The sequence below is a fragment of the Curtobacterium sp. MCPF17_002 genome (assembly GCF_003234115.2).
Lineage (GTDB): Bacteria > Actinomycetota > Actinomycetes > Actinomycetales > Microbacteriaceae > Curtobacterium.
The window spans coordinates 2,625,404-2,651,666 of the sequence record NZ_CP126251.1 but is presented as its reverse complement, the minus strand read 5'-3'; the positions used below and the strand labels follow the sequence as shown (position 1 = coordinate 2,651,666).

Here is a 26,263-nt window from a genome sequence, read left to right as displayed (position 1 = left end):
CGGACTGGAGGCGCGACCTGCGTGAGCAGACCTACATGAGTTCCGCGATGGTCGCCATGATCGTCGGGTCGGCCAGCGTCGTCGTGTCACCGATGCGGCGGCCCTCGGCCGCGTCGCGCAGGAGGCGACGCATGATCTTGCCGGAGCGCGTCTTCGGCAGCTCCGGGACGATCACGACCTGCCGCGGCTTCGCGATCGCGCCGATGCGCTTGCCCACCCAGTTGCGGAGCTCCGTCGAGGCGGACTCGCGGTCGACGTCCGCCGCCGCCTCGGCCGTGAGGATCACGAACGCGACCACCGCCTGACCGGTCGTCTCGTCGGCGGCCCCGACGACCGCTGCCTCGGCGACGCCCTCGTGCCCGACCAGGGCCGACTCGATCTCGGCCGTCGACAGACGGTGCCCGGAGACGTTCATGACGTCGTCGACACGCCCCTGCACCCAGATGTCGCCCTGGCCGTCGAGCCGTGCGCCGTCGCCCGCGAAGTACCGGCCGGGGAACCGTGACCAGTACGTCTCGACGAACCGGTCCGGGTCGTTCCAGATGCCGCGCGCCATCGACGGCCACGGCTCGGTGATGGTGAGGTAGCCGCTCTCGCCGGGGTCCGCACGGTTGCCGTCGTCGTCGACGATCTCGGCGACGATGCCCGGCAGCGGCGTCTGCGCCGCTCCGGGCTTGAGCTTCGTGACGCCGGGCAGGGCGGAGATCATGATCGCGCCCGTCTCGGTCTGCCACCACGTGTCGACGATCGGCGTGCGGTCGTGGCCGATGACCTGCCGGTACCACTGCCAGGCCTCGGGGTTGATCGGTTCGCCGACGCTGCCGAGCAGGCGGAGGGTCGCGAGGCTGCGGGCCTCGGGGATCTCACGGCCGGCCTTCATCGCCGCGCGGACCGCGGTCGGCGCCGTGTAGAGGACCGTCACGCCGTACGCGTCGACGAGGTCCCACCAGCGGCCGGGCTTCGGCTCGTCCGGCGTGCCCTCGTAGAGGACCTGCGTGACGCCGTTCGCGAGGGGCCCGTAGACCACGTAGGAGTGCCCGGTGATCCACCCGATGTCGGCGGTGCACCAGTAGACGTCCTTCTCCGGGTGCATGTCGAACACGTTCTTGTGCGTGTACGCCGCCTGCGTCAGGTAGCCGCCCGAGGTGTGCACGATGCCCTTCGGCTTCCCCGTCGTGCCCGAGGTGTAGAGGATGAAGAGCGGGTTCTCGGCGGGGAAGGCCTCGGGGGTGTGCTCGGGAGCGGCCTTCGCGAGCTCGTCGTGCCACCACAGGTCGCGCTCGTTCCAGGCGATCTCGTTGCCGCCGCGCTTGACGACGAGGACGTGCTCGACGCTGTCGGTGCCCGCACCGGTGAGGGCCTCGTCGACCGCGGGCTTGAGCGCCGACACCGCACCGCGACGCCACCCGCCGTCTGCCGTGACGACGAGCTTCGCGCCGGCGTCCTCGATGCGGGTGCGGAGGCTCTCCGCGCTGAAGCCGCCGAAGACGACGGAGTGCACCGCGCCGATCCGGGCGACGGCGAGCATCGTGACCACGGCCTCCGGGATGAGCGGGAGGTAGACGATCACCCGGTCGCCGTGTCCGACACCGAGGTCCGTGAGCATGTTCGCCGCGCGCTGGACCTCCGCGGTCAGCTCGGCGTAGGTGATCCGACGGGTGTCGCCGGGTGCGCCCTCGAAGTGGATCGCGACCCGGTCGCCGTTGCCCGCGCGGACGTGCCGGTCGAGGCAGTTCTCGGCGACGTTGAGCGTGCCGTCGGCGAACCACTTCGCGAACGGGGCACCGGACCAGTCCAGGGTCTGCGTGAAGGGGGTCCGCCAGTCCAGGAGGGTGCGGGACTGCTCGGCCCAGAACGCCTCGCGGTCGGCGGCGGCGGCCTCGTGCAGGTCCTCGCCGGCGATCGCGTCGGCGACGAACTCGGGCGGAGGCGGGAAGGTCGCTCCGTCCTGTGCTCCGTCATGGCGGGGATCGGTCTGGGTCGGAGTGGACATCGATGTCCTTTCGCGTCGTTGCGGCCGCAGGGTGCAGTCGGGAGACTACCCCTCGGGCGGTGGCCGGTGACGACGGGGACGGTGCGGGTGCGTGCCGTCGGGTCCGCGGGCGCGTGCCGTCGCTTTCGTACGTGGTTGCCGTCGCGTTCGCGTTTCGGGGGTTGTCCCGGAGTCCCGATCATGGGGTACAGTAGATCCCGCTGGACTCGTTTCCGGCGGCAACGGTTCGGATTCCCCCCAATCCACCGATGTCTTGGCGGCACCTGTTCCCCCCAACCGGTGCCGCCTCTTCTTTTTCCCGGGCACGGCTCCGGTGCGTGCGGTGCACGGACCCGCCCGACGCGTCGGCAGCCAGGTTCGATCCGCACGGGCATGCCGAACAGTGGACAGACCTGTCCATGCCTTTGCATCGACCCGGATCTGCTCCGCTCGCAGATGTGTCGTGCTCGACACCGGCTGGCCGCTCCGCCCGCGGGCGTGGCCGCGTCGTGCGGACTCCCGACACCGAGTGGGGTACGGCATTGCGCTTCGGGGTACAAACGTGCCCGTTGGTGTGGCGTGCAGCGAGTTCTCCACCGGCGGCGCTGGCTCCGTATGTCCTGGGGTGCGGCGCACCTACCTTCTGGAGTCATGCGCCGACACCGTGCCGACACGACCTTCCTGCCCGGCGCGCCAACCGTCCCGCCCTTCCGCCCCGGTTCCTCGCCGCCCGTCTCGCCCTTCCTCCCCGGTTCCTCGCCGCCCGTTCGGCGGCGGGCGCTGGCCGCGATCGACTTCGAGGAACTCGCCGCGCTGGTGGGCGACGCCACGGTCACCGACGTCCTCGTGCTCGGCGGACGCGGCACCTGGGTCGACCGGGGGCACGGACTCGAACGCGTCCCACCCGACCTGCCCGAGGGTCGCGTGCGGGAACTCGCCACCGGACTCGTCGCGCAGGGCGGCCGACACGTCGACGAGACCACGCCCTGCGCGGACGTCCGCCACGGGGACGGCATCCGCGTCCACGTGGTGCTCGCCCCCGTCTCCGTCACCGGCACCGCCGTGTCGATCCGGCTGCCACGACCGGGGATGCCGAGCCTCGCGTCCCTCGAGCAGCTGGGTGCCTTCGCCCGCGTGCCACGGTCGGTCGTCCAACGCGCGGTCGAGGAACGCCGGAACGTCCTCGTCACCGGGGCGACCGGCAGCGGGAAGACGACGATGCTCGCGGCGATGCTCGGTGCCGTCCCGCACGACGAACGGATCGTGACCGTGGAGGACCTCGCCGAGCTCCGGATCGACCACCCGCACGTCGTGTCGCTCGAAGCACGTCAGGCCAACGCCGAGGGGGCCGGCGCGCTCGGCCTCGACCGGCTCGTCCGGGAAGCCCTGCGCATGCGGCCGGACCGGATCGTCGTGGGGGAGTGCCGCGGTGCAGAGGTCCGCGACCTGCTCGCCGCGCTCAACACCGGGCACGACGGCGGAGCCGGGACCGTGCACGCGAACGGTGTGGCGGACGTCGCGGCCCGGCTCGAGGCGCTCGGGGCGCTCGCCGGGCTGGGACCCGAGGCGCTCGCGCGACAGGCGGTGAGCGCGTTCCACCTGGTGCTGCACGTGGAGCGCCGGGGTGGGCGGCGCGGCTTGGGTGCGATGGGGACGCTGCACGTCGGGCCGGACGGGAGGCTCGACGTCCGCCCGGTGGACCGGCTGCGGTGACGAGACGCTCCGCTTTACTGCGCAGTGCGGCGCCGCGCGGTGCGGCGCCGCGCGGTGCTGCCGCTCCTGTCCGTGGTGGTCGCGGGAAGGCAGCGTCGCGCGCTCCGGACGACGCCGCGGCCGCGGCACGCACACTCGACCGTGTCGCGACACTCGTGGGTGCCGGCGTGCCGCCGCCACGGGCCTGGGCCCTCGTGGGCGGTTTCCCCCGGAACAACGATCCGGCGTGGCAGGACGTCGCGGCCGTGCTCGCCGTCGCGTCGCGCACCGGGGCGCCGGCCGCCGTCGCGCTCCGGGCCCTCGCCGGGGCCCTCCGTCGGTCGGCCGCCTCGGACCGTGCGGTCCGGGTCGCCCTCGCCGGGCCGCGCGCCAGCGCCCGGGTCGTCCTCGCACTGCCCGTGCTCGGTCTCGCGCTCGGGTCGACCTGGGGCGCGGGTGCCGTGCAGGTGCTCGTCGGCACACCGATCGGGTGGGGGTGCGTCGTGGTCGCCGCGGTCCTGGTCGCGCTCGGACGCACGTGGACCGCTCGACTCGTGCGCGCGGCGACCCCGGACGGGCACGTCCCCGGTGTCGTGCTCGACGCCTGGGCGGTCGCGGTGTCCGGCGGTGGTTCCTGGGCGACGAGCGGGGCCGCGGTCCGGACGGCGTTCGAGCGGGCCGCTGCCACCGAGGCGTCGGCAGGAGAAGGGGAGCGGCTGCGTGAGGTCCTCCAGCTCGCCCAGCGCGCCGGGGTCCCCGCGGCGTCGCTCCTCCGCGCCGCCGCCGAGGACGTGCGTGACGACGCTGCCGCGGCGGGCCTCGCCGCGGCCGAACGTCTGGCCGTCCGGCTCGTGCTGCCGCTCGGCGTGTGCGTGCTGCCGGCGTTCGTCCTCGTCGGCGTCGTGCCCGTGGTCGTCGGGGTCCTCTCCTCCACCGTCGTCGACCTGGGGTGATCCGTCCACAGATCGCCCGGCCGGCCCCGATCGATGGCGGTCGGACACGAGGCTGGGTCCACCGCTTCAGGAAGGGCGCACACACATGACCGACACACGCAGCACACACCGATCCACCATCAGTTCCCGGCTTCGACGGCGGTTCCGCGACGACCGCGGTTCGGCCACCGCCGAGTACGCCGTCGTCATCCTCGCCGCGGTCGCCTTCGCCGGCGTGCTCGTCGCCGTGATGCGCTCCGGCGAGGTCCAGAGCATCCTCACCGAACTCGTCCGTGGTGCGCTCTCCCTCTGACCGGCCGGGCGGTGCCGCCGGGGAGCGCGGCACCGTGAGCGTCGAGTTCGCGGTGGTGCTCCCCGTCGTCGCCCTCGTGCTGACCTCGCTCGTCTCCGCGGTCCTCGTGGTCGACGGGATCGGGCGCCTCCAGCTCGCGGCGTCCACAGCGGCCCGCGCGTTCGGCCGGGGCGACGACGACGGTGGCCGCGCAGCGATCGAGCGGATCGCCCCCGGTGCAGCCGTCACCGTGCAGCGCGGAGCGGACGTGGTCTGCGTCGAAGCATCACGCGGGGGCTCCGGGCCCTTCGCCGCCGTTCCCCTGCGCGCCACCGGGTGCGCTGCCGACGGCGGCCGTTGACGATGCGGGGAAGCAGGCGCGGCTCGGAGCACGGGTCGGCCACGGTGCTCGTCACGGCGGTCGTCGGCATCGCGCTCGTGGCCCTCGCCGCTGCGCTCTCCGCCGCGGGCCTCCGGGTCGGGACGGTCCGTGCCCAGGCCGCTGCGGACGCCTCGGCGCTCGCCGCGGCCTCGGCCCTGGTCGGGCTCCTGCCGGGTGCGCCCTGTGCGGCCGCCGCGTCCGTCGCCACCAAGAACCGAGCCACCGTCGACACCTGTTCGACGGTCGCCGCGACGGCCCGCGTGCGTGTCGTCGTCGACGGCGGACCGTTCGCCGTCGGCGCAGTCGGCGTCGCCGGTCCGGCGGACGACCAGCCCGAACACTATGTGTATGGTGTGCCTGTCGGCCCCCGGTCACCGGTGCCCCGGTCGACCCGGACGCGTTCGTCGTCCAGGGCCGACGCGCACCATCGATCAAGGAGACACGTGCCAGGCACGAAGAAGCTCGTCATCGTCGAGAGCCCCGCGAAGGCGAAGACGATCGCGCAATACCTCGGGGACGGATACGAGGTCCAGGCGTCCGTCGGACACATCCGTGACCTCGTCGAGCCCAAGAACCTGCCCGCAGAGCTCAAGAAGGGCTCCCTCGGCAAGTTCTCGGTCGACGTCGACAACGGCTTCGAGCCGTACTACGTCGTGTCCGACGCGAAGAAGAAGACGGTCTCCGAGCTCAAGCGAGCCCTCAAGGACGCCGACGAGCTCTACCTCGCAACTGATGAGGACCGCGAGGGCGAAGCCATCGCGTGGCACCTCCTCCAGGTGCTGAAGCCCAAGGTGCCGGTGAAGCGCATGGTCTTCCACGAGATCACGAAGGAGGCGATCCAGCGTGCGCAGGAAGCCACCCGTGAGCTCGACACCGCGTTGGTCGACGCGCAGGAGACCCGCCGCATCCTCGACCGTCTCTACGGCTACGAGGTCTCGCCGGTGCTCTGGCGGAAGATCGGCCCCGGTCTGTCCGCCGGTCGCGTGCAGTCCGCCGCGACCCGTCTCGTCGTCGACCGTGAGCGCGAGCGCCTCGCGTTCGTCTCCGCCAACTACTGGGACCTCAGCGCGCGCTTTGAGAAGGAAGGCGACACCGCCTTCACCGCTCGGCTCGCACGGATCCACGGCACCCGGGTCGCATCGGGTCGCGACTTCGACGACCGCGGTGCGCTGAAGGGCGACATCGTCCGCCTCGACGAAGCCGCAGCTGCCGCGCTGACGGCCGTGCTCGAGCGCGCCGGCGACGCCACCGTCCGCAGCGTCGACTCGAAGCCGTACACCCGTCGACCGGCCGCCCCCTTCACCACGTCGACGCTCCAGCAGGAGGCCGCCCGCAAGCTGCGGTTCTCGGCGCGTCAGACGATGAGCGTCGCGCAGTCGCTCTACGAGAACGGCCACATCACCTACATGCGTACCGACTCGTCGTCGCTCTCGCAGCAGGCGATCACCGCGGCGCGCAAGCAGGCCGCGTCGCTGTACGGCGCCGAGACGATCCCGGACAAGCCGCGCAGCTACGTCGGCAAGAGCAAGAACGCGCAGGAGGCGCACGAGGCGATCCGGCCCGCCGGTGACACCTTCCGCACGCCGTCCGAGATGAACAGCGTGCTCCGCGGCAACGACTGGCGGCTCTACGACCTGATCTGGAAGCGCACGGTCGCGTCCCAGATGGCCGACGCAAAGGGCTCGACGGCCTCCGTCGTGCTCGGCGTCGCATCGCCCGAGTCGGTCGAGGGCATCGCGTCGACGGCTTCCGGCACCGACGTCGAGTTCACCGCGTCGGGCACCGTCATCACCTTCCGTGGCTTCCTCAACGCGTACGAGGAAGGTCGCGACGAGGACCGCCACGAGACCTCCGGCGACGGCAGCGGCAGCGGCGACGCGAAGCTCCCGCAGATGACCGAGGGCGACCACCTGGGCGTCACCGAGGTCGAGGCGAAGGGCCACGACACCTCCGCGCCCCCGCGCTACACCGAAGCCAGCCTCGTGAAGACGCTGGAGGAGCTCGGCATCGGGCGCCCGTCGACCTACGCCGCGATCATCTCGACGATCATGGACCGCGGGTACGTCACCCAGCGCGGCAGTGCGCTCGTGCCGAACTGGATCGCGTTCAGCGTGGTCCGGCTGCTCGAGGAGCACTTCGGCGACCTGGTGCAGTACGACTTCACCGCCGGTATGGAAGAGGATCTCGACCGCATCGCGAGCGGTGACGAGGACCGCGTCGACTGGCTCAAGGAGTTCTACTTCGGCGGCGGCGACCAGCGCGGCCTCCGGACCGTGATCGACAACCTCGGCGAGATCGACGCGCGTGAGATCAACTCGGTCGAACTCGCCCCGGGACTCACCCTGCGCATCGGTCGGTACGGCCCCTACATCGAGGTCCCGAGCGACGACCCCGAGAAGCCCCGCCGCGTCAACGTGCCGGAAGACCTCGCGCCCGACGAGCTCACCGCCGAGAAGGCGCGCGAGCTCGTGGACGCCCCGGTGCTGGGTGACCGCGTCGTCGGCATCAACCCCGAATCCGGCAAGGAAGTGCTCGCGAAGGACGGCCGGTTCGGACCGTACGTGACCGAGCGCACACCGGAACCGGAGCCCGCGGTCGACGCTGCCACCGGCGAGGTGCTCGAGACGAGCGCTGCTGCCGCGACGGCTGCCGGTGCGACGACGGCGGCTGCCGAGTCCACCACGACGGCGACGGCCACGGCCACGAAGACCGCCGGCACGAAGACCGCCGCGAAGAAGGCCCCCGCGAAGAAGACGACGAAGAAGGCCGCGGCGCCGAAGGAGCGCACTGCGTCCCTCTTCAAGTCGATGGACCCGCAGTCGGTTGACCTCGAGACGGCCCTCAAGCTGCTCGCACTGCCCCGCACCGTCGGCGCGGACCCGGAGTCCGGCGTCGAGATCACCGCGCAGAACGGCCGGTACGGGCCCTACCTCAAGAAGGGCACCGACACCCGCACCCTGCCGAGCGAGGACGCCATCTTCGACGTCGACCTGCCCGGCGCGCTCGAGCTCTTCGCGCAGCCGAAGTACGGCGGACGCAGCGCAGCCAGCTCCGCGCTCAAGGAGTTCGACGCCGACCCCGTGTCCGGCAAGACGATCAAGATGAAGGACGGCCGCTTCGGCCCGTACGTCACCGACGGCGAGACGAACGCGACCATCCCGCGCGGCGAGGACGTCGAGGCGGTCGACCACGCACGTGCGGTCGAGCTCATCGCGGACAAGCGCGCCAAGGGTCCGGTCAAGAAGAAGGCACCGGCTCGGAAGCCGGCGGCCAAGAAGAAGTGACCGGCAGCTTCATCACGCTCGAGGGCGGGGACGGCGCGGGGAAGACCACCCAGGCGGAGCTCCTGACGGCATGGCTGCAGGAACACGGTCGCACGGTGGTGCGCACCCGCGAGCCCGGCGGGACCGACCTCGGCCTGCGGATCCGCGAGATCGTGCTCCACGAGCGCGGTCACGTCGCACCGCGCGCCGAGGCCCTGCTGTACGCGGCCGACCGTGCGCACCACGTCGAGACCGTCGTGCGGCCCGCCGTGGCGCGGGGGGACGTCGTCCTGCAGGACCGCTACATCGACTCGTCGGTCGCGTACCAGGGCGTCGCTCGCGGACTCGGAGCGGAACACATCCGGTCGGTGTCGGACTGGGCGTCGGACGGGCTCGTCCCGGACCTCACTGTCTTGCTCGACCTCGACGTGACCGTGGGCCGTGCCCGTGTCGCCGCCGCACGCGGCGACACCTTCGACCGGCTCGAGTCCGAAGCCGCCGCCTTCCACGAGACCGTCCGGCATGCGTTCCTCGACATGGCCGCCAGCGAGCCCGAGCGGTTCCTCGTCGTCGACGCCGCGGCCCCGGCGGCCGAGGTCCAGCAGGCGATCCGCGCCGCGGTCGGACCGCTGGTCGGGATCGTCGCGGGATGACGGTGGCGGCTGGCAGGATGATCCCGTGAGCGTGTGGGACGGCCTGACCGGGCAAGAGGAAGCGGTCGCATCGCTGCGGAACGCTGCCGAGTCCCCGGACGGCACGGGCCGGATGACACACTCGTGGCTCATCACGGGGCCTCCGGGTTCCGGTCGGTCGAACGTGGCGTCGGCGTTCGCGGCGGCCCTCGTCGGCAACGGCCCGGACGACGACCACACCCTGCGGCAGATCACCGCCAAGACCCACCCGGACGTCTCCGTCCTCACCACGCAGCGGGTCATCATCACGATCGACGAGATTCGGCAGCTCGTCACCTCGTCGTACTACTCGCCCTCGGTCGGCCGCTACCGCGTCGTGATCATCGAGGACGCCGACCGCATGACCGAGCGCACCTCGAACCTGCTGCTCAAGGCGCTCGAGGAACCACCGGAGCGCACGGTGTGGATCCTCTGCGCACCGAGCGAGGCCGACCTCCTGCCGACGATCCGGTCGCGCGTCCGTTCCGTGCGCCTGCGGGTGCCCGGCATCGAGTCCGTCGCCGACCTCCTGGTGGCCCGGACCGGGGTCGACCGTGTCCTTGCGATGGACGCTGCTCGTCAGGCGCAGAGCCACATCGGGATGGCGCAACGCCTCGCCACCAACGCCGATGCCCGGGATCGCCGGCGCCGGACCCTGATGACCGTGCTCGGCGTCCGCACGGTGGGCGATGCCGTGATGGCGGCCGCCGACCTGCTCGCCGTCGCGGACGAGGACGCCAAGGCCATCACCGAGCAGCGTGACTCCGAAGAGCGCGACGCAGCGCTGCGCTCCCTCGGCATCGAACCCGGCGGCACGATCCCGCCCGCGCTCCGGTCGCAGCTGCGCGGGCTCGAGGACGACCAGAAGCGCCGTGCGACGCGCAGCCTCCGGGACGGCCTCGACCGCATCCTGGTCGACGTTTCCTCGCTGTACCGCGACCTGTTGCTGCTCGGCCTCGGGGCACCGGCCGAGCCCGTGAACCTCGCGATGCGCGAGCACCTCGACCAGGCGCTGCAGTCGGTGACGCCGGCCGCTGCGCTCGAGGTCCTCGATGCGATCTCCCTGGCGCGGCAGCGCATCGCGGCGAACGTGGCGGCACTCCTCGCGCTCGAGGCGCTCCTGGTCACGATCGCCCGCGCCAGCCGCTGAGAGGCCGCGCCAGCCGCTGAGAGGCCGCGCCAGCCGCTGAGACGCCGCGCCAGCCGCTGAGACGCCGCGCGTGCACCGAGACACCGCGCGATCCGGCGGTGTCTCGGCAGCCCGGCGGTGTCTCGCGATCACAGCGTGCGACAATCGCCGCATGTCCGACGCAGAACCCGGCCTGCGCGAGCGGAAGCGCCGCGCCACCCGACTCGCGATCCAGCAGGCCGCGCTCCGCATCGCGATCGAGGACGGTCTGCAGGCCGTGACGGTCGACGAGATCTCGCGCCGCGCGGACGTGTCCCCACGCACGTTCTTCAACTACTTCCCGAACAAGGAGGGCGCGATCCTCGGGGACGACCCGACCCTGCCCGACGACGATGCGCGCGCCGTGTTCGTCGAGGGCGGCCCGAAGGGTGACCTCCTGGCGGACCTCGGCACGCTGCTCGTCCACTCGACGCGCGAACTCATCGAGGAGCGCGGGCTCATCGAGGAGCGGCAGCAGGTGCTCCGGGCGGCTCCCGAGCTGTTCAGCCGGCGGATGGAGTCGATGAAGGAGTTCCAGGCCGAGGTCGAACGGGCGATCGTCGCGCGGTTGGCGGGGCAGGAGCCCGACGAGACCACGCTGCGTCGCCGGGCACGTCTGGCATCGCTCGTCGCACTCGCGGCGTTGCGGCACGCGTGGTGGGAGTGGTCGGACGCCGACAGCGACACACACCTGGTCGACGAACTCGAGCGGTCGTTCGCCGACCTCGCGGCGCTCGTTTCGCGTTCGCTCGTCTGAACCTGTATAGTCGTGACCCGTGCCGCTCCGGTCTGACCGGAGCGTCCGCCGCCTTAGCTCAGTCGGTAGAGCGATTCACTCGTAATGAATAGGTCGTCGGTTCGATTCCGACAGGCGGCTCCACGAAACGGCCCCGATCCCCACACCAGTGGGGATCGGGGCCGTTTTCATGTGCCCCGGGGGCCGCTCAGGGCAGGTAGTACGTCGGGTTCGGCAGCTTGATGCTCCGGTCCGCCGACCCGCCGAGCAGGTCGCTGAACTGGTCGCCGACGTTCGCGACGATGTCGTACCGTCCACCCGTCCGGGACTCGATGTGCGCTCGGGTCTGGGACTTGTACTCGACGGTGGTGCACTTGGCCGTGGCGCAGGTGACGTACGACGGCTGCTGGGACGCGCCGACGCCGGTCCACTTCGTGTAGTACGTCTGCGTCCCGTTCTTCGTCGCGGTGAACTGCGGGTAGCCGACCGCGTTGAGGTTCCCGATGGTGGCGGCCTTCTGGTCGTCGTTCCGGCCGGTGAGCCCGATGACGGTGCACCCGGAGCGCTGGGCGACGGACACGAGCGAGGTCATCGACGGGGTGGCGGGGAAGCGTTCGTCCTGCACCCATTCGTCCTGGCGGGCGGGGTCGAAGACGAAGTGCATGTCCGCGACCTCCATGTCGTAGGTCCAGAGCGTGGTGTCGTCGGCGTCGAGCACGATCGCCGGGTTGCGGTGCAGCTTCCGGCCGACGGCGCACTGTGCGGCGATGACGGGTGCCTGCCGGGCGACGATCCCGCGCATCTCGCGGATGTAGGGGGAGTCGGTGCGGTTCGCGAGTCCGGTGCCGGGGTCGCCGTAGTACGTGGCGATGGTCTTCTTCACCGAGTCGATGTTGGGGATGCCCTCGCCACCCTGGGTGGCGCCGGAGGTGCCGTCGGCCGCCATCGTGAACTGCGTGCGGGGGGAGAGACGGGGTTCGGACACGCCGGGCAGGTCGGTGGAGGGCAGGTAGTAGGTCGGGTTGGGGAGCTTCACGGATCGGTCGGCGTACCCGCCCTGCAGGTCGCTCCACTGGTCACCGATGTTGAGCGTGATGTCGTAGCCGAGGTCCTGCTCGATGTGCTTGCGCGTCAGGGCCTTGTACTCGACGGTCGTGCAGCTCGCCGCGGCGCAGGTGATGTACGACGGCTGCTGCGATGCGCCGACGCCCGTCCACTTGGTGAAGAAGCGGTCCTGCGTGAACGCGGTGTACCCGACCTTCGTCAGGTTCTGGACGGTGGCGGCCTTCTGGTCGTCGTTCCGGCCGGTGAGCCCGAAGACCGTGAAGCCCATCGCCTCCGCACGGTTCACGAAGCCGACCATCGACGGGGTGGCGGGGAAGCGTTCGTCCTGCACCCATTCGTCCTGGCGGGCGGGGTCGAAGACGAAGTGCATGTCCGCGACCTCCATGTCGTAGGTCCAGAGGGTGGTGTCGTCGGCGTCGAGGACGATCGCCGGCTTCTCACCGTGGCGGACGGCCTGGTCGTGGATGCGCTGCAGGCCCGCGGACTGCCGGGCGACGATCCCGCGCATCTCGCGGATGTAGGGGGAGTCGGTGCGGTTCGCGAGTCCGGTGCCGGGGTCGCCGTAGTACGTGGCGATGGTCTTCTTCACCGAGTCGATGTTGGGGATGCCCTCGCCACCCTGGGTGGCGCCGGACGAGCCGTCCGCCGCCATCGTGAAGTGCGTCCGAGGGGTCAGTCCCGCGTCAGTGGAGTGGCCCGGCGAGTGCCCCGGCGACTGGCCCGGTGATCCCCAGCCGTGTGCGTTCGCCGGGGTGACGCCGACGAGGGTGGAGGTGAGGACGATGGCCGCGCTCGTGGCGACGACGGACAGGACGGATCGGCGCATGAAGACCTGATCGCTTTCTGCTGGGTTGATCCCGGGGGAGGGCTGAGCAGGGAACGGCACCCCTGTTCGGGGGACCTGGCAGCACGTTAGCTGGCAATCACCAGTGGAGTCCATAGCAAAGCGCTGCAGCCGGACAGCGGCATGGCCGCACCCCGCGCTGGTAGACAGGACGCATGACGGTTCGCTGGGGAGTCATCGGCACGGGCGGCATCGCACGCTCCTTCGTGGGCGACTGCGTCTCCGCGGGGGTGGAGTTCGTCGCGGTCGGCAGCCGTACGGCCGACCGCGCGGAGGCGTTCGCGGCGGAGTTCGGCATCCCGCGGGCGCACGGCTCGTACGAGGAACTCGTGGCCGACGACGAGGTGGACGCGGTCTACGTCGCGACGCCGCACTCCCGCCACGCCGAGGACGCCCTCCTCGCGATCGAGGCCGGCAAGCACGTCCTCGTCGAGAAGGCCTTCACGATCACCGCGGCCGAAGCCCGCCGTGTCGTCGACGCGGCCCGCCGCGCGGACGTCGCCGTGATGGAGGCGATGTGGACCCGCTTCCTCCCGCAGATGTCGATGATCCGCGAGCTCGTCGCCGAAGGGCGCATCGGTCGCGTCCGGGTGGTCGAGGCGACGCACCACCAGGCGCTCCCCTCCGATCCGCAGCACCGCCTCAACGACCCGGCGCTCGGCGGCGGGGCGATCCTCGACCTCGGCGTCTACCCGATCTCGTTCGCGGTCGGTGTGCTCGGCGTCCCGACCTCGGTGGTGGCTGCGGGCACGCTGAGCGACCAGGGCGTGGACACCCAGATGGGCCTCGTCGTCACGCACGAGGGCGGGACGCAGTCGATGATCCACTTCGGTCTCGACCTGCGGAGCCCGAACACCGCGTCGATCATCGGCGAGGACGGTCGCATCGACCTCGACGCGACGTGGTACACCCCGACGACGTGGCGCATCCGCGACCGCGACGGCGCCGTGGTCGAGGAGTTCGACGGCCGCGAAGAGCTGACCGGGTACGCGCACGAGGTCCGCGCGTTCGAGTCGATGGTCACCTCCGGCAACCACGAGGGCGGTCCGATGGACCCCGAGGAGACCATCGCGATCATGGCCCTCATGGACGAGGCGCGCCGCCAGGTGGGTGTCCGGTACGCCGCAGACGACGAGGCGGTCGCACCGCACGGCGGCCGTCCGGTCTCCACGGATCCGGACGTGGGCCTGGAGGCTCCTCCCGCAGTTCCGTAAGATCGATCGCGATGTCCGACCAGCAGCCCGCATCGCGCTCCGTCGCGGATCGCCTCCGTCACGCGCTCGCCTCCGTCCGTGCCTCCGCCGCCCGCCGTCCGGTGCCGTGGATCGCCGGCGGCCTGGCGACGGTGCTCGTGCTCGGTTCGGGCGGGGCCGTGGCCGTCGCGGCGGCGACGATGCCCGCTCCTCGTCCGTCCGCGGCGCCGGTCGCCGACGGGACCACGACGGCGACCTCGACCCCGTCGCCGAGCACGGCGAAGCCGTCCGCCACCCCGACGCCTGCCGGCCGCGCCGTCCCGGAGAACGCCGCCGGACCGTCCGCGCTCCGCACCTGCACGATCACGGCCGCGGCCTCGGCGAGTGGCCTGGGAGCGTTCGAGGGCTACGTGATGAACGCGAAGACCGGCGAGGTGCTGTTCTCCCGCAAGGGCGACACGGCCGCGCAGACCGGCAGCGTGATGAAGACCCTCACGACGGCGACCGCGCTGGCCGTCGTCGGCGGCGGGTACCGGATCCCGACCACGGTGACGAACGAGTCCGGCGGAGCGATCGCACTCGTCGGGCACGGTGACGCCACGCTCTCCGCCGGCGGCGCCACGGTCTACCCGGGTGCGCCGACCCTGGGCCAGCTCGCCCAGCAGGTGAAGGCGAAGCTCGGCAACGCGCCCGTCACGACGATCGTCACCGACGACACGTACTGGAACGACGCGGACGCCTGGGACCCGACGTGGCCCGTCAGCGAACGGACGATCGGGTACCAGCCGAACGTCACCGCGCTCATGGTCGACGGCGACCGCGCGAACCCCGGTGCCGCGACCTCGCCGCGCTCCACCGACCCGGTCGGGCGCGCGGGCACGCTCTTCCGCACCGCGCTGGCGAACGCCGGCGTCGCCGGAGCCGCGAACGCGCAGATCGTCAAGCGTGCCACCACGAGCACGGACACCATCGCCACGGTGTCGTCGCAGCCGGTGTCCACCCTGATCGGCCAGATGATCCCGAACTCGGACAACACCCTCGCCGAGATGCTCGCCCGGGTCTCGTCGAAGCAGTCCGGGTCGGACGGGTCCGCCGCCTCGCTGACGTCCGTGTACCAGAAGGCCCTCGGGTCATACGGCGTCTCCCCGGCCGGCATCGTCATCAAGGACGGTTCGGGGGAGAGCGCGGCGAACGCGGTGTCGCCGAACTTCGTCGCCCACCTCATGGTGCAGGTCGCCGCCGGTGCGAAGGGACTCGGCACGCTCGCGAACGCGCTGCCCGTGTCCGGCCAGTCCGGCACGCTCGCCAGCCGCTTCACCGGCGCGAACGCGGTCGCGCGTGGCAAGGTGCACGCCAAGACCGGCTGGATCGACAGCGCGAACACCCTCGGCGGCTACATCGACGCCGCCGACGGTTCACGGTTGACCTTCGCGTTCTACGCGATCGGGTCCTCGCGTGCTGCGGCACTGCCGGCGCTCGACCGCGTGACGGCCGCCACCTACTCGTGCGGGAGCAAGCTCACCGGCTCCTGATCCACGGGGTGTTGGATGGCTCCATGGCCAGGGCACTCCTCATCGTCGACGTCCAGAACGACTTCACCGAGGGCGGTGCCCTCGCCGTCGCCGGCGGGGAGGCGATCGCTCGGCGCATCACCGCGTTCCTCGGTCGGCACGCCGACGAGTACGACCTCATCGTCGCCTCGCGTGACTGGCACCACGGCGACGACGACAACGGCGGACACTTCGCCGCTGCCGACGCCGAGCCGGACTTCGTGACGACCTGGCCGGTGCACTGCGTCGCCGGCACACCCGGAGCCGAGTACCACCCGGACCTCGACACCGCGCCGGTCGACGTGCACGTGTTCAAGGGCCAGGGGACGCCGGACTACTCGGCATTCCAGGGACGGACCGAGGGCGGCACCGCACTGCCCGACGTCCTCATCGAGCACCACGTCACGTCGGTCGACGTCGTCGGCATCGCCACCGACCACTGTGTCCGGGCCTCGGCGCTCGACGCACTCACCGCCGGGTACGCCGTCGAGGTCCTCGACGACCTGGTCGTCGGGGTGGACGCGGAGCGGAGCGCCCGGGCACTCGACGAGGTCGGCGGCGCCGGTGGGCACATCGGCCGGAGCGACATGGACGAGGGCCTGGCGAACCCCGGAGGAGCAGTCCTGTGACCGACACCGACACCACCTCGACGTCCGCGCCGACGACGACCGTCGCCGACGAGAACGTCTCGGTCGAGGGCGTCCCCACCGGGTTGTTCATCGGCGGCAGCTGGCGTGCGGCGTCCGGCGGAGCGACGTTCCCGGTGCGCGATCCCTCCACCGGCGAGGTGCTCGCCGAGGTTGCCGATGCCACCCCCGAGGACGGCATCGCGGCCCTCGACGCCGCGGTGGCCGCGCAGGACGACTGGGCGGCCACACCGCCACGACAGCGTTCTGACCTGCTCCGGCGGGCCTTCGACCTGGTGCGGGAGCACGCGGACGACCTCGCGGCGCTCATGACGCTCGAGATGGGGAAGCCCCTCGCCGAGGCCGGCGGCGAGGTCGCCTACGGCGGCGAGTTCCTCCGCTGGTTCTCCGAGGAAGCCGTCCGCATCGGCGGTGACTACCGCACCAACCCGGAGGGCACCGGGCGGGCCATCGTCCTGAAGCGCCCCGTCGGTCCGGTCTACGCGATCACGCCGTGGAACTTCCCGCTGGCGATGGCGACCCGGAAGATCGGCCCGGCGCTGGCCGCGGGCTGCACGGTCGTCGTCAAACCCGCCGAGCTCACCCCGCTGACCACGCTGTTCCTCGTCGAGTTGTTCCGTCGCGCCGGGCTGCCCGACGGTGTCCTCAACGTGGTGCCGTCGCTCGACGCGAAGGGACTGTCCGAGCCGATCATCGCCGACCGCCGACTGCGGAAGCTGACCTTCACGGGGTCGACCCCCGTCGGGTCGTCGCTCCTCAAGCAGGCAGCCGACAACGTGCTCCGGACGAGCATGGAGCTCGGCGGCAACGCCCCGCTCCTCGTGTTCGACGACGCCGACCTCGACACCGCGGTCACCGCGGCGATGCTCGCGAAGTTCCGGAACGTGGGCGAGGCGTGCACCGCCGCGAACCGCTTCTTCGTGCAGGAGGGCATCGCCGACGCCTTCACCGCGGCGCTCACCGCGAAGGTGGAGGCGCTGCGCGTCGGCCGGGGGAGTGCGAACGGCACCACCCTGGGGCCGCTCATCGACGACCGTGCGGTGGACAAGGCCGCCCGGCTCGTCGACGACGCCGTCAGCCGAGGTGCCCGACTCGTCACCGGTGGGCAGCGGGTCGACCGTCCGGGGACGTACTACGCGGCCACCGTCCTCGACGACGTGCAGCCCGGGTCGGACATCCTCACCACCGAGATCTTCGGGCCGGTGGTCTCGATCACGCGGTTCGCAACCGAGGAAGAGGGCATCCGGCTCGCGAACGACACCGAGTTCGGACTCATCGCGTACGCGTACACGACCGACTTCGCGCGTGGGCAGCGGCTGGCCGAGCGCCTCGAGACGGGGATGCTCGGGCTCAACACGGGGGTCGTGTCGAACGCGGCGTTCCCGTTCGGTGGCGTGAAGTCGTCCGGCCTCGGCCGCGAGGGCTCGCACGAGGGCATCGAGGAGTACCTGGAGACGGTCTACGTCCTGACGCCCGACCCCTTCGCCGCCTGAGCCCTGCGCGGGTCAGACCAGCAGCTGGTGCTTCGCCAGGTCGCGGTACAGCGGCGTGGACTCGACGAGCTCGGAGTGCGTGCCGACCCCGACGACCCGCCCGTGCTCGAGCACGACGATCACGTCGGAGTCCACCACGGTGGAGAGCCGGTGCGCGATGACGAGCAGCGTGCGGTCCTCGGCCACGGCGTCGATCGCGAGCCGCATCTTCTGCTCGTTCACCCCGTCGAGCGACGACGTCGACTCGTCGAGCAGCAGGATCGGGGGCGCGGCGAGCAGGGCGCGGGCGATCGCCATCCGCTGACGCTCACCACCGGACAGCATCACGCCGTCCTCGCCGACCTGCGCGTCGAGGCCACGCGGGTCGCGGTGCAGCACCTCGCCGAGGTTCACGGCCTCGAGCACGCGGGTGCAGTCGTCCTCGGTCGCGTTCGGCGACCCGAGCAGCAGGTTCGCGCGGATCGTGCCGGCCAGCACCGGGGCGTCCTGCTCGACGTACCCGATCTGGGCGCGGAGCTCGGCGCGGTCGAGCCCGCGGACGTCGACGCCGCCGAGGCGGATCACCCCGTCGGTCGGGTCGTAGAACCGCTCGATGAGCGCCAGGGTCGTCGACTTGCCCGCACCCGAGGGGCCCACGAGTGCGACGCGCGATCCGCGCGGCACCCGGAAGGAGACGTCGTGCAGCACCGCCTGCTCGTCGTCAGCGACGTCGGGGAGGCGGGTCGTGCCTCCAGGCCGGTCCGTCGACGTGGACGCGACCGCGCCGTCGGGACCGGCCGCATCGGCGGAACCGCGGTAGTGGAACGACACGTGCTCGAACGTGATGGCGTCGTCGGTCTCGACGGCTGGCGCGGTGCGGACCGCGCCGTCGTCCTGGTCCTCGGTCGGGAGGTGCAGGATCTCCTCGATCCGGCCGAGCGCGCCGAGCGCCTGGGCGACCGCGACGGCTGCGCCCATCGCCTGGCCGAGCGGCATGATCATCATGAAGAGCAGCAGGATGAAGGTGATGAGGGTCGCGATCGTGATCGTGCCCGCGGCGACCTGGGCCCCGCCGACGCCGAGCACGGCGATGAACGCGACCTGCATGACGATGCTCGCGACGGGCACGACGAACGCGGACATCTTCGCGATGTCGAGGCCGCGCTTGTACGCCTCGGTCGCGTGCGAGTCGACCTCGTGCACCTCACGCTCGGTGGCCCCGGCGGCACGGATCGTGCGCACGGCGCCGATGCCGCGCTCGACGGCCGCGGTGAGGTCGCCGACCTTCTCCTGCGCGCGCTTCGAGGCGATCCGGATGCGACGGCTGAGCCCGCCGACGACGACGATCGCGATGAGGACGATGAACACCGTGATGCCGAGCAGGAGCGGGTCGATGATCGCCATCGCGATGATCGCGCCGGTGAAGGTGAGCGCACCGCCGATCGACTCGATGAGGCCCTGCGTGAGCACGGCACGGAGGAGCGTCGTGTCGCTGCCGACGCGGGAGACGAGGTCGCCGGTGCGGCGGGTGTCGAACTCCGAGATCGGCAGGTTGAGGATGCGGGCGATGAGCTTGCGGCGGGTCGAGAGGACCACGCCCTCACCGGCGCGCTGGAGCAGGAAGTGCTGGACGCCGTTGAGGACACCGGACACCATCACCAGCCCGACCAGGATCCACACGAGGGTGCTGAGGGTGTTGCCGTGCTGCACCGCCGTGACCACCTGGTTCACGAGCAGGGGCTGGGCGAGCGAGGCACCGGCGCCGAGGATGCTCAGCACGATGATGACCACCATCGCCGGCTTGTTCTCGAACAGGTAGCCGAGGAGCCGGCCGAACGTGGCACGGGGGCCGTCGGTCTTCTTGGGTCGCGCGAAGGGGGAGCTCATCGTGGTCCTAGTTTCTGCCGTACTTCTTGTGCACTGCCTGGCGGCTGACGCCGAGGAGCGTCGCGATCTCCTGCCACGAGGCGCCGGCGTTGCGGGCGCGGCGGGCAGCGAGTTCCTCGGTCCGGTCGAGCTCACGTCGGAGGTCGCGCAAACTGGCGAGGGCGGAGAACGGGTCGTCTCCGGATGCTCCTGCCGCGAGACTCGTGATGGTCGGTCGGTCCATGCGTGTCAACCTACATTGACGCGCCGACAGTTGTCAACCTGAGTTGACGGACAGGCGGGCGGCGGGCGGGTTGCGGCCGGGGGTCGTTCCGCGCGAAGGATGCAGATTCGCTCGTAGGAGGTCGTTTTTTCCGACCTCCTACGAGCGAATCCGCCTCCTACGGGCGATTCGGCACCCTACGAGCGATTTGGCCCCCCTCCGCGCGGGGGATCGCGGGTGCTGCGGCTGCCCGAGGGAGGGCAGACGGCCTGGAGGCGCGGTGCCAGCTGGCACCGCGCCTCCAGGCCGTGGACTGCGAGCGTTACGCGCGGACGTCCGCCGGGGCCGCGTCCGGTGCACCGGACCGGTCCGCGTCGTCGAGGCCCGCGCCGCGGGTCTCCCGCACGAACAGCAGTGCGACGAGGGTGACCACCGCGGCGATGGTGAGGTAGAGCCCGACGAGGAAGATGTTCCCGTCCGGCTTCCACAGCGCCAGGGCGATCGTCGGCGCCAGCGAGGCGCCGAGGATCGACGCGACGTTGTACGCGATCGCCGAGCCGGTGTAGCGCACGTTCGTCGGGAAGAGCTCGGGCAGCAGGGCGCCCATCGGCCCGAAGGTGAGGCCCATCAGCGAGAGCCCGACGATGAGGAACGTCACCACGGTGATCGGACCGGTCGACGCCGCGAACCAGAGCTGGAACGTGAGGCCGAACAGCGCAATGCCGATGGTCGTCGGGATGAGCGTGCGACGGCGGCCGAACTTGTCGGCGAGCATGCCGGCGATCGGCGTGAAGATGCCGAAGAACACGACGCCGATCATGAGCAGCGTGAGGAACTCGCCGCGGGTGTAGCCGAGACCGATCTTCGGGACGAGGGGGCTCGCCTCGGCCCCGGTGGTGCCGTAGGACAGCGTGAACGTCGTCATGAAGTAGAAGAGCACGTAGGTCGCGACCATGCCGAAGGTGCCGACGATGACGGCCCTCCACGAGGTGCGGAACACGCGGGCGAGCGGGACCTTCGCGACCGTGCCGGACTCCTGGACGCCGCGGAACACCGGCGACTCGACGAGCTTGAAGCGGACGTAGAGCCCGACGATCACGAGCACGGCGGAGAGCAGGAACGGGAGGCGCCAGCCCCACGCCTGGAACTCGGGGTTCGGGGTGCCGTCGGCCCCGGCGGGCATCGCCGCGTTGATCGCGATGAACAGGCCGTTGGCGAGCAGGAAGCCGATCGGGGCGCCGAGCTGCGGCATCGAGCCGAACACGCCGCGCTTGCCCTTCGGGGCGTTCTCGGTCGCGAGGAGGGCCGCGCCGGACCACTCGCCACCCAGGCCGACACCCTGTGCGAAGCGCATCACGGCGAGGAGGACCGGGGCCCAGATGCCGATCGAGTCGAACGTCGGCAGGCAGCCGATGAGGAACGTGGCGGTGCCCATGACGAGCAGCGACGCGACGAGGGTCGCCTTGCGGCCGATGCGGTCGCCGAAGTGACCGAAGATGATCGACCCGACCGGACGCGCGAAGAACGCGAGGGCGAACGTGACGAACGAGGACAGCTGCGATGCGGTGGGGTCCTCGTTCGGGAAGAACAGCGTCGGGAAGACGAGGACCGCGGCGGTCGCGTAGACGTAGAAGTCGTAGAACTCGATGGAGGTGCCGACGAGGCTGGCGATCACGACGCGGGAGCGCGGGTTGCCTGCGGTCTTCGGGGTTGCGGGTGCCGGTGCGGCGGACATTGAGGTGAGGAGACTCCGTGGGGCGCGCTCGAGGGAGCGCAGCGGTGCTCCGGACGGCGGACACCGATCGGTTCGCGCGGGGTGGCGCGGGCACGGATCGGGTGCGTTCGGAACGGGGTGGTGGACCGCTTGTGACGGAGGACAACATGGTACGACAGATGTCGTCCACCTGCGAATCCGCCCAGAGAAGCCCCCGGGCGTCAGCCCAGCCCGACCAGCCCAGCCCGATCAGCCCAGCGTCGGGGTGCCGGCTTCGAGGTGCGACGGGAGCTGGTGGCCCATCCGGTCGCGCTTCGTGTCGAGGTACGCGGCGTTCTGCGCGGAGACGCCGACGACGAGCGGCACGAGGCTCTCGACCGCGATGCCGTGCTCTTCGAGCTGCCGACGCTTCTCGGGGTTGTTCGACAGCAGCCGGATGCTCGTGAGGCCGAGGTCCGCCAGGATGCCGGCCGCCCCGCCGTACGCCCGCGAGTCCGCGGGCAGGCCGAGCGCGAGGTTGGCGTCGAGGGTGTCGAGGCCGTCCTCCTGCAGGCGGTAGGCCTTGAGCTTGTTGATGAGTCCGATGCCGCGGCCCTCGTGCCCGCGGAGGTACACCACGACGCCGCCCTCGGCCGCGATGGTGTCGAGCGCCGCGTCGAGCTGCGGGCCGCACTCGCACTTCAGCGACCCGAACGCCTCGCCCGTCAGGCACTCCGAGTGCACCCGGACGAGGGCGCCGTCACGAGGTGCTGCGCCGTCGGGCCCGGTGGCGATGATCGCGACGTGCTCGGCGCTCGTGACGAGGTCACGGTAGGCACGCATCTCGAACGTGCCGTGCGTGGTCGGCACGTTCGTGGAGACCTCGAACTGGACCGGGCTCCCGGGGGTGGGGGAGGTGAGTGCATCGGTCATGGGGTGCTCCGGTCGTCCTGGGGCCCCGCGTTCCGGAGCTCGTCCGCCGCGGGCGTGGCCGCGCGGTGGGGTCGTGCTCGGACCAGCAGGTCGGGGCCGAGGCTGGTTGTCGATAGTACGTCCAACCTCCGACGTTCGCCGATGCTTCCCACGCCGACGTCATCGAGGGCCGTCCGGGGGCCGCCGAGCAGCACGGGGGCGAGGTACACGAGGTACTCGTCGACCAGGCCGGCGGCGACGAGCGCCGACGAGACGGTCGGGCCGCCCTCGACGAACACCGAGTGCACGCCGTGCTCGCGGAGGGCACCGAGCGATGCGACGAGGTCGTGCCCGGGGAGCATCAGCAGGCCGCGAGGGTGGCGTCGGACGGCGGCGTCGTCCGGCACGGCCCGGTCGCCCAGCACCACCGGCAGCGGCTGGTCGGTGAGGAGCTCGCCGGCGTCGCCCCGCGCGGTGAGGCTCGGGTCGTCGGCGAGGACGGTCCCGGTTCCCACCAGGATCGCGTCGTGGGCGGCACGCTGTTCGTGGACGTGCTGCCGTGCGGCGGCGCCGGTGATCCACTGGCTCGTGCCGTCGGCGGCGGCGGCGCGGCCGTCGAGGCTCGACGCCCACTTCACCGTGACCCACGGTCGCCCCGCCCGGACGGAGAGCAGCCACCGTTCGAGGAACGCCTCGGCCTCGTCGGCGAGCACGCCCGTGACGACGTCGACGCCGCCGGCGCGGAGCCGGTCGCCGCCCCCGTGCACGTTCGCGCCCGGGTCGTCGATGGCGTAGACCACGCGGCCGATCCCCGCCTCGAGCAGGGCGACGGCGCACGGGCCGGTGCGTCCGGTGTGGTTGCACGGTTCGAGGGTCACGACCGCGGTCGCTCCGCGGAGGAGCTCCGGCGCGACCCGGGACATCGCGTCGACCTCGGCGTGCGGGGTGCCGGCGCCGCGGTGCCACCCCTCGGCGAGGACCTCGCCGTCGGGGGAGAGGACGACCGCGCCGACGCGTGCGTGGTCGCCGACGGCCGGACCGAGCGCGGCGAGTTCGAGCCCGCGGCGCATGGCGCGGACCTCCGCCGGGGCGGCGGACGTCGTCGACGGATCGGTGGAGCTGGTCACGGACCGAGACTACCGGCGGTCATCGGGTGACGCGTCACCGATCGCGTCCGCTCCCGCCGCGTCGACGCGGAACGTCGAGGCCGGCCACGCCAGCTCGGACGCGGGCACGCCGTCGGCACGCCGCAGTGCCTTCCACGCCGTCGTCGGTCCACCGCCACGGCCGGGGATGAGCGCCGGACCGGAGCCGGTGTACGAGAAGCCCGCAGCCCGTGCGACGCCGGCCGAGGCCGTGTTGCCCGCGTAGCACTCCCAGTACACGTCGGGAGCGCCCTGCGCGAAGGCCCAGTCGACGACCAGGTCGACCGCGTCGTGCATGAGTCCGGCGCCCCGGGCGGAGGGGGCGAGCCAGAAGCCGAGGTCGCGGTGTGCCGTGCGGTAGCCGATGATCCCCTCGAGCCAGGTCGACCCCGTTCGACGGATCGCCCACGTGTACTCGCGGTCCGACGCCCAGCCAGGACCGACCAGGGCGTCGACGAAGGTGGTCGCGTCACGGGTCGAGTACGGGGCCGGGATGGTCGTCCAGCGCACGATGTCCGGGTCCTGACAGGCCTCGGTGATCGCTGCCGCGTCCGCACGGGTGGGCACGTCGAGGTGCACCCGGGCGGACGACAGCGTGACGGGGAGCATCGTCAGACGCGCGAGCGCGGGACGAAGCCGATGCGGTCGTAGACCCGTGCGAGCGTCTCGCGGGCGATCGACTCGGCCCGCTCGGCACCGACGGCGAGCAGCCGGTCGAGCTCCGCCGGGTCGTCGAGGAGCTCCAGCGTGCGGGCCCGCACCGGCTCGAGCTCGGCGACGACCGCGTCGGCCACCTCGCCCTTGAGGTCGCCGTAGCCCTTGCCCTGGAACGAGGTCTCGAGCGCCGCGACCGGGGTGCCGGTGAACGCCGACAGGATCGACAGCAGGTTCGTGACGCCGGGCTTCTCCTGACGGTCCGCCCGGATCTCGCGCTCGGTGTCGGTGACCGCCGAACGGATCTTCTTCGCCGTGCGCTTCGGCTCGTCGAGCAGGCGGATGAGGCCGTTGTCCGACGCCGCGGACTTGCTCATCTTGCTCGTCGGGTCCTGCAGGTCGTAGATGCGGGCCGTCTCGGTGAGGATGCGGGCCTCCGGAACGACGAACGTGTCACCGAACCGCGAGTTGAAGCGCCCCGCGAGGTCACGGGTGAGCTCGACGTGCTGCCGCTGGTCGTCGCCGACGGGCACGACCTTCGTGTCGTAGAGCAGGATGTCCGACGCCATCAGGATCGGGTACGTGAAGAGCCCGACCGACGCGGCCTCGGTGCCCTGTCGCGCCGACTTGTCCTTGAACTGGGTCATCCGGCTTGCCTCGCCGAAGCCGGTGAGGGTGTTGAGCACCCACGCGAGCTCCGCGTGCGCGGGGACGTGGGACTGCACGAACAGCGTCGCCTTGGTCGGGTCGATGCCCGAGGCGATGTACTGCGCGGCCGTCGCACGGGTGTTCGCCCGCAGCTCGGCCGGGTCCTGCGGCGAGGTGATCGCGTGCATGTCGACGACGCAGTAGATCGCGTCGTAGTCGTCGAGCAGGTCGCGCCACTGCATGAGCGCGCCGATGTAGTTGCCGAGGTGGAGGGATCCGGCCGAGGGCTGGATGCCCGAGAAGATGCGCGTCTTGGTCATGGTGCTGTCCTGTGCTGGAGAAGTGCGGGGGATGGGATCAGAGTTCGTAGTCGACGACCACGGGAGCGTGGTCGGACCATCGCTGGTCGTACGCCGCGGCCCGGTCGACCGTGTACTGCGTGACCGTCCCGGCGAGCTCCGGGGTGGCCATCTGGTAGTCGATGCGCCAGCCCGTGTCGTTGTCGAACGCCTGGCCGCGCCACGACCACCAGGTGTACGGCCCCTCGACGTCGCCGGCCTGCGCGCGCCCGACGTCGACCCAGCCGAGCCCCGGGCCGGTCGAACCGTCGGCGCCCTCGACCTGCTCGCCGTCCGCCCCGAAGAAGCGGGAGAAGTAGGCACGCTCGCGCGGCAGGAAGCCGGCCCGCTTGACGTTGCCCTTCCAGTTCTTGATGTCGCGCTGGTCGTGTCCGACGTTGAGGTCGCCGACGACGACCGCGAGCGGATTGTGCGCACGGAGCGCGGGCAGTCGCTCGGTCATCGCGTCGAGGAACTTCCACTTCTCGTCCTGCTTCGGGGTGTCGACCTCGCCCGAGTGGACGTACGTCGACACGACCGTGACGGTGGTGCCGCCGATCTCGTAGTCGGCCTCGAGCCAGCGTCCGGCGGAGTCGAACTCCTCGGCGCCGAGCTCGACGCGGTGGATCTGCGCGGTGTGCCTGGAGGCGATCGCGACGCCCGCGCGGCCCTTCGCGGTCGCCGGGTCGTGCACGATGTCCCACTCGTCGCCGAGCAGCGCGGCGAGGTCGTCGCTCGACGCGCGGACCTCCTGCAGCGCGAGCACGTCGACGTCACGGGTGGCGAGCCAGTCGCCCATCCCCTTCCGGAACGCGGCACGGATGCCGTTCACGTTGACGGATGCGAGGCGCAGGCGTGTCATGCAGAACACCTTATCGGCGGGCGCCGACAGCCCTGGACGCGAC

The 26,263-nt window shown here is 71.6% G+C and carries 21 protein-coding genes, 1 tRNA gene and 1 pseudogene; 13 read left to right on the top strand and 10 right to left on the bottom strand.

Annotated features, from left to right (window positions below; translation table 11 throughout):
* Nucleotides 1-31 precede the first annotated feature (31 nt).
* Nucleotides 32-1,993, bottom strand: a complete 1,962-nt coding sequence (gene acs, locus DEJ28_RS12305; RefSeq protein ID WP_111114783.1) for an acetate--CoA ligase — start codon at nucleotides 1,991-1,993, stop codon at nucleotides 32-34.
* Between the two features lie 630 nt (nucleotides 1,994-2,623).
* Here acs and DEJ28_RS12300 point away from each other — a divergent pair.
* The 9 genes from DEJ28_RS12300 to DEJ28_RS12260 all read left to right on the top strand — a co-directional run bounded on the left by DEJ28_RS12300 (nucleotide 2,624) and on the right by DEJ28_RS12260 (nucleotide 11,252).
* A complete protein-coding gene (locus DEJ28_RS12300) occupies nucleotides 2,624-3,685 on the top strand; it encodes a TadA family conjugal transfer-associated ATPase (RefSeq protein ID WP_111114784.1) in 1,062 nt (353 codons plus the stop codon).
* Nucleotides 3,682-4,617: a type II secretion system F family protein gene (locus tag DEJ28_RS12295; RefSeq protein ID WP_111114785.1), complete on the top strand. Its 936-nt coding sequence runs from the start codon at nucleotides 3,682-3,684 to the stop codon at nucleotides 4,615-4,617. The genes DEJ28_RS12300 and DEJ28_RS12295 overlap by 4 nt, the downstream gene beginning before the upstream one ends.
* An 85-nt stretch (nucleotides 4,618-4,702) precedes the next feature.
* Nucleotides 4,703-4,909 (top strand): DUF4244 domain-containing protein, encoded by a 207-nt coding sequence (locus tag DEJ28_RS12290; RefSeq protein WP_111114786.1) that lies wholly within the window; start codon nucleotides 4,703-4,705, stop codon nucleotides 4,907-4,909.
* A 34-nt stretch (nucleotides 4,910-4,943) separates the two neighbouring features.
* The gene (locus DEJ28_RS12285) at nucleotides 4,944-5,249 is read left to right on the top strand and encodes a TadE family type IV pilus minor pilin (RefSeq protein ID WP_181433639.1); all 306 of its coding nucleotides are present in this window, start codon (nucleotides 4,944-4,946) and stop codon (nucleotides 5,247-5,249) included.
* Between the two features lie 464 nt (nucleotides 5,250-5,713).
* Nucleotides 5,714-8,554 carry a type I DNA topoisomerase gene (gene topA / locus DEJ28_RS12280; protein WP_111114937.1) on the top strand — a complete coding sequence of 947 codons (2,841 nt, stop codon included), beginning with the start codon at nucleotides 5,714-5,716 and terminating at the stop codon, nucleotides 8,552-8,554.
* Entirely contained in the window at nucleotides 8,551-9,186 is a 636-nt protein-coding gene (tmk, locus tag DEJ28_RS12275) for a dTMP kinase (RefSeq protein ID WP_111114788.1), read from the top strand. The genes topA and tmk overlap by 4 nt, the downstream gene beginning before the upstream one ends.
* A 25-nt stretch (nucleotides 9,187-9,211) precedes the next feature.
* Complete coding sequence (locus tag DEJ28_RS12270) at nucleotides 9,212-10,354, top strand: DNA polymerase III subunit delta' (RefSeq protein WP_111114789.1); 1,143 nt, start codon at nucleotides 9,212-9,214, stop codon at nucleotides 10,352-10,354.
* A 151-nt stretch (nucleotides 10,355-10,505) separates the two neighbouring features.
* On the top strand, nucleotides 10,506-11,129 hold the full coding sequence (locus tag DEJ28_RS12265; RefSeq protein WP_111114790.1) for a TetR/AcrR family transcriptional regulator: 624 nt from the start codon (nucleotides 10,506-10,508) through the stop codon (nucleotides 11,127-11,129).
* A gap of 47 nt (nucleotides 11,130-11,176) precedes the next feature.
* Nucleotides 11,177-11,252, top strand: a tRNA-Thr gene (locus DEJ28_RS12260).
* A 64-nt stretch (nucleotides 11,253-11,316) separates the two neighbouring features.
* Here DEJ28_RS12260 and DEJ28_RS12255 read toward each other — a convergent pair.
* On the bottom strand, nucleotides 11,317-12,999 hold the full coding sequence (locus DEJ28_RS12255) for an HAD family acid phosphatase (RefSeq protein ID WP_284180744.1): 1,683 nt from the start codon (nucleotides 12,997-12,999) through the stop codon (nucleotides 11,317-11,319).
* Nucleotides 13,000-13,172: 173 nt separating this feature from the next.
* Between DEJ28_RS12255 and DEJ28_RS12250 the strand changes: the two genes are divergently transcribed.
* From DEJ28_RS12250 to DEJ28_RS12235, 4 genes are read left to right on the top strand one after another with little or no spacing between them, the layout of a single operon-like run.
* Complete coding sequence (locus DEJ28_RS12250) at nucleotides 13,173-14,231, top strand: Gfo/Idh/MocA family protein (RefSeq protein WP_111114792.1); 1,059 nt, start codon at nucleotides 13,173-13,175, stop codon at nucleotides 14,229-14,231.
* Nucleotides 14,232-14,242: 11 nt separating this feature from the next.
* Complete coding sequence (locus tag DEJ28_RS12245; protein WP_111114793.1) at nucleotides 14,243-15,742, top strand: D-alanyl-D-alanine carboxypeptidase/D-alanyl-D-alanine-endopeptidase; 1,500 nt, start codon at nucleotides 14,243-14,245, stop codon at nucleotides 15,740-15,742.
* 23 nt (nucleotides 15,743-15,765) lie between these two features.
* Nucleotides 15,766-16,389: an isochorismatase family protein gene (locus DEJ28_RS12240; protein ID WP_111114794.1), complete on the top strand. Its 624-nt coding sequence runs from the start codon at nucleotides 15,766-15,768 to the stop codon at nucleotides 16,387-16,389.
* Complete coding sequence (locus DEJ28_RS12235; RefSeq protein WP_111114795.1) at nucleotides 16,386-17,900, top strand: NAD-dependent succinate-semialdehyde dehydrogenase; 1,515 nt, start codon at nucleotides 16,386-16,388, stop codon at nucleotides 17,898-17,900. The genes DEJ28_RS12240 and DEJ28_RS12235 overlap by 4 nt, the downstream gene beginning before the upstream one ends.
* Before the next feature lie 12 nt (nucleotides 17,901-17,912).
* On the opposite strand, the gene DEJ28_RS12230 is transcribed toward DEJ28_RS12235, so the two are convergent.
* The 8 genes and pseudogenes from DEJ28_RS12230 to DEJ28_RS12195 all read right to left on the bottom strand — a co-directional run bounded on the left by DEJ28_RS12230 (nucleotide 17,913) and on the right by DEJ28_RS12195 (nucleotide 26,220).
* Nucleotides 17,913-19,766 (bottom strand): ABC transporter ATP-binding protein, encoded by a 1,854-nt coding sequence (locus DEJ28_RS12230; RefSeq protein ID WP_111114796.1) that lies wholly within the window; start codon nucleotides 19,764-19,766, stop codon nucleotides 17,913-17,915.
* Between the two features lie 7 nt (nucleotides 19,767-19,773).
* Nucleotides 19,774-19,989, bottom strand: a complete 216-nt coding sequence (locus tag DEJ28_RS12225; RefSeq protein WP_111114797.1) for a helix-turn-helix domain-containing protein — start codon at nucleotides 19,987-19,989, stop codon at nucleotides 19,774-19,776.
* 301 nt (nucleotides 19,990-20,290) lie between these two features.
* The gene (locus DEJ28_RS12220) at nucleotides 20,291-21,703 is read right to left on the bottom strand and encodes an MFS transporter (RefSeq protein WP_111114798.1); all 1,413 of its coding nucleotides are present in this window, start codon (nucleotides 21,701-21,703) and stop codon (nucleotides 20,291-20,293) included.
* Nucleotides 21,704-21,931: 228 nt separating this feature from the next.
* A pseudogene (ribA, locus tag DEJ28_RS12215) lies at nucleotides 21,932-22,579 on the bottom strand (GTP cyclohydrolase II); the annotation flags it as partial.
* Nucleotides 22,580-22,590: 11 nt separating this feature from the next.
* Nucleotides 22,591-23,643, bottom strand: coding sequence for a bifunctional diaminohydroxyphosphoribosylaminopyrimidine deaminase/5-amino-6-(5-phosphoribosylamino)uracil reductase RibD (gene ribD, locus DEJ28_RS12210; RefSeq protein WP_111114938.1), 1,053 nt, complete (start codon nucleotides 23,641-23,643; stop codon nucleotides 22,591-22,593).
* A 66-nt stretch (nucleotides 23,644-23,709) separates the two neighbouring features.
* Nucleotides 23,710-24,327 (bottom strand): GNAT family N-acetyltransferase, encoded by a 618-nt coding sequence (locus DEJ28_RS12205; protein WP_111114800.1) that lies wholly within the window; start codon nucleotides 24,325-24,327, stop codon nucleotides 23,710-23,712.
* A gap of 2 nt (nucleotides 24,328-24,329) precedes the next feature.
* Nucleotides 24,330-25,340 carry a tryptophan--tRNA ligase gene (gene trpS / locus DEJ28_RS12200; RefSeq protein ID WP_111114801.1) on the bottom strand — a complete coding sequence of 337 codons (1,011 nt, stop codon included), beginning with the start codon at nucleotides 25,338-25,340 and terminating at the stop codon, nucleotides 24,330-24,332.
* A gap of 37 nt (nucleotides 25,341-25,377) precedes the next feature.
* A complete protein-coding gene (locus DEJ28_RS12195; protein ID WP_111114802.1) occupies nucleotides 25,378-26,220 on the bottom strand; it encodes an exodeoxyribonuclease III in 843 nt (280 codons plus the stop codon).
* Nucleotides 26,221-26,263: the final 43 nt, after the last annotated feature.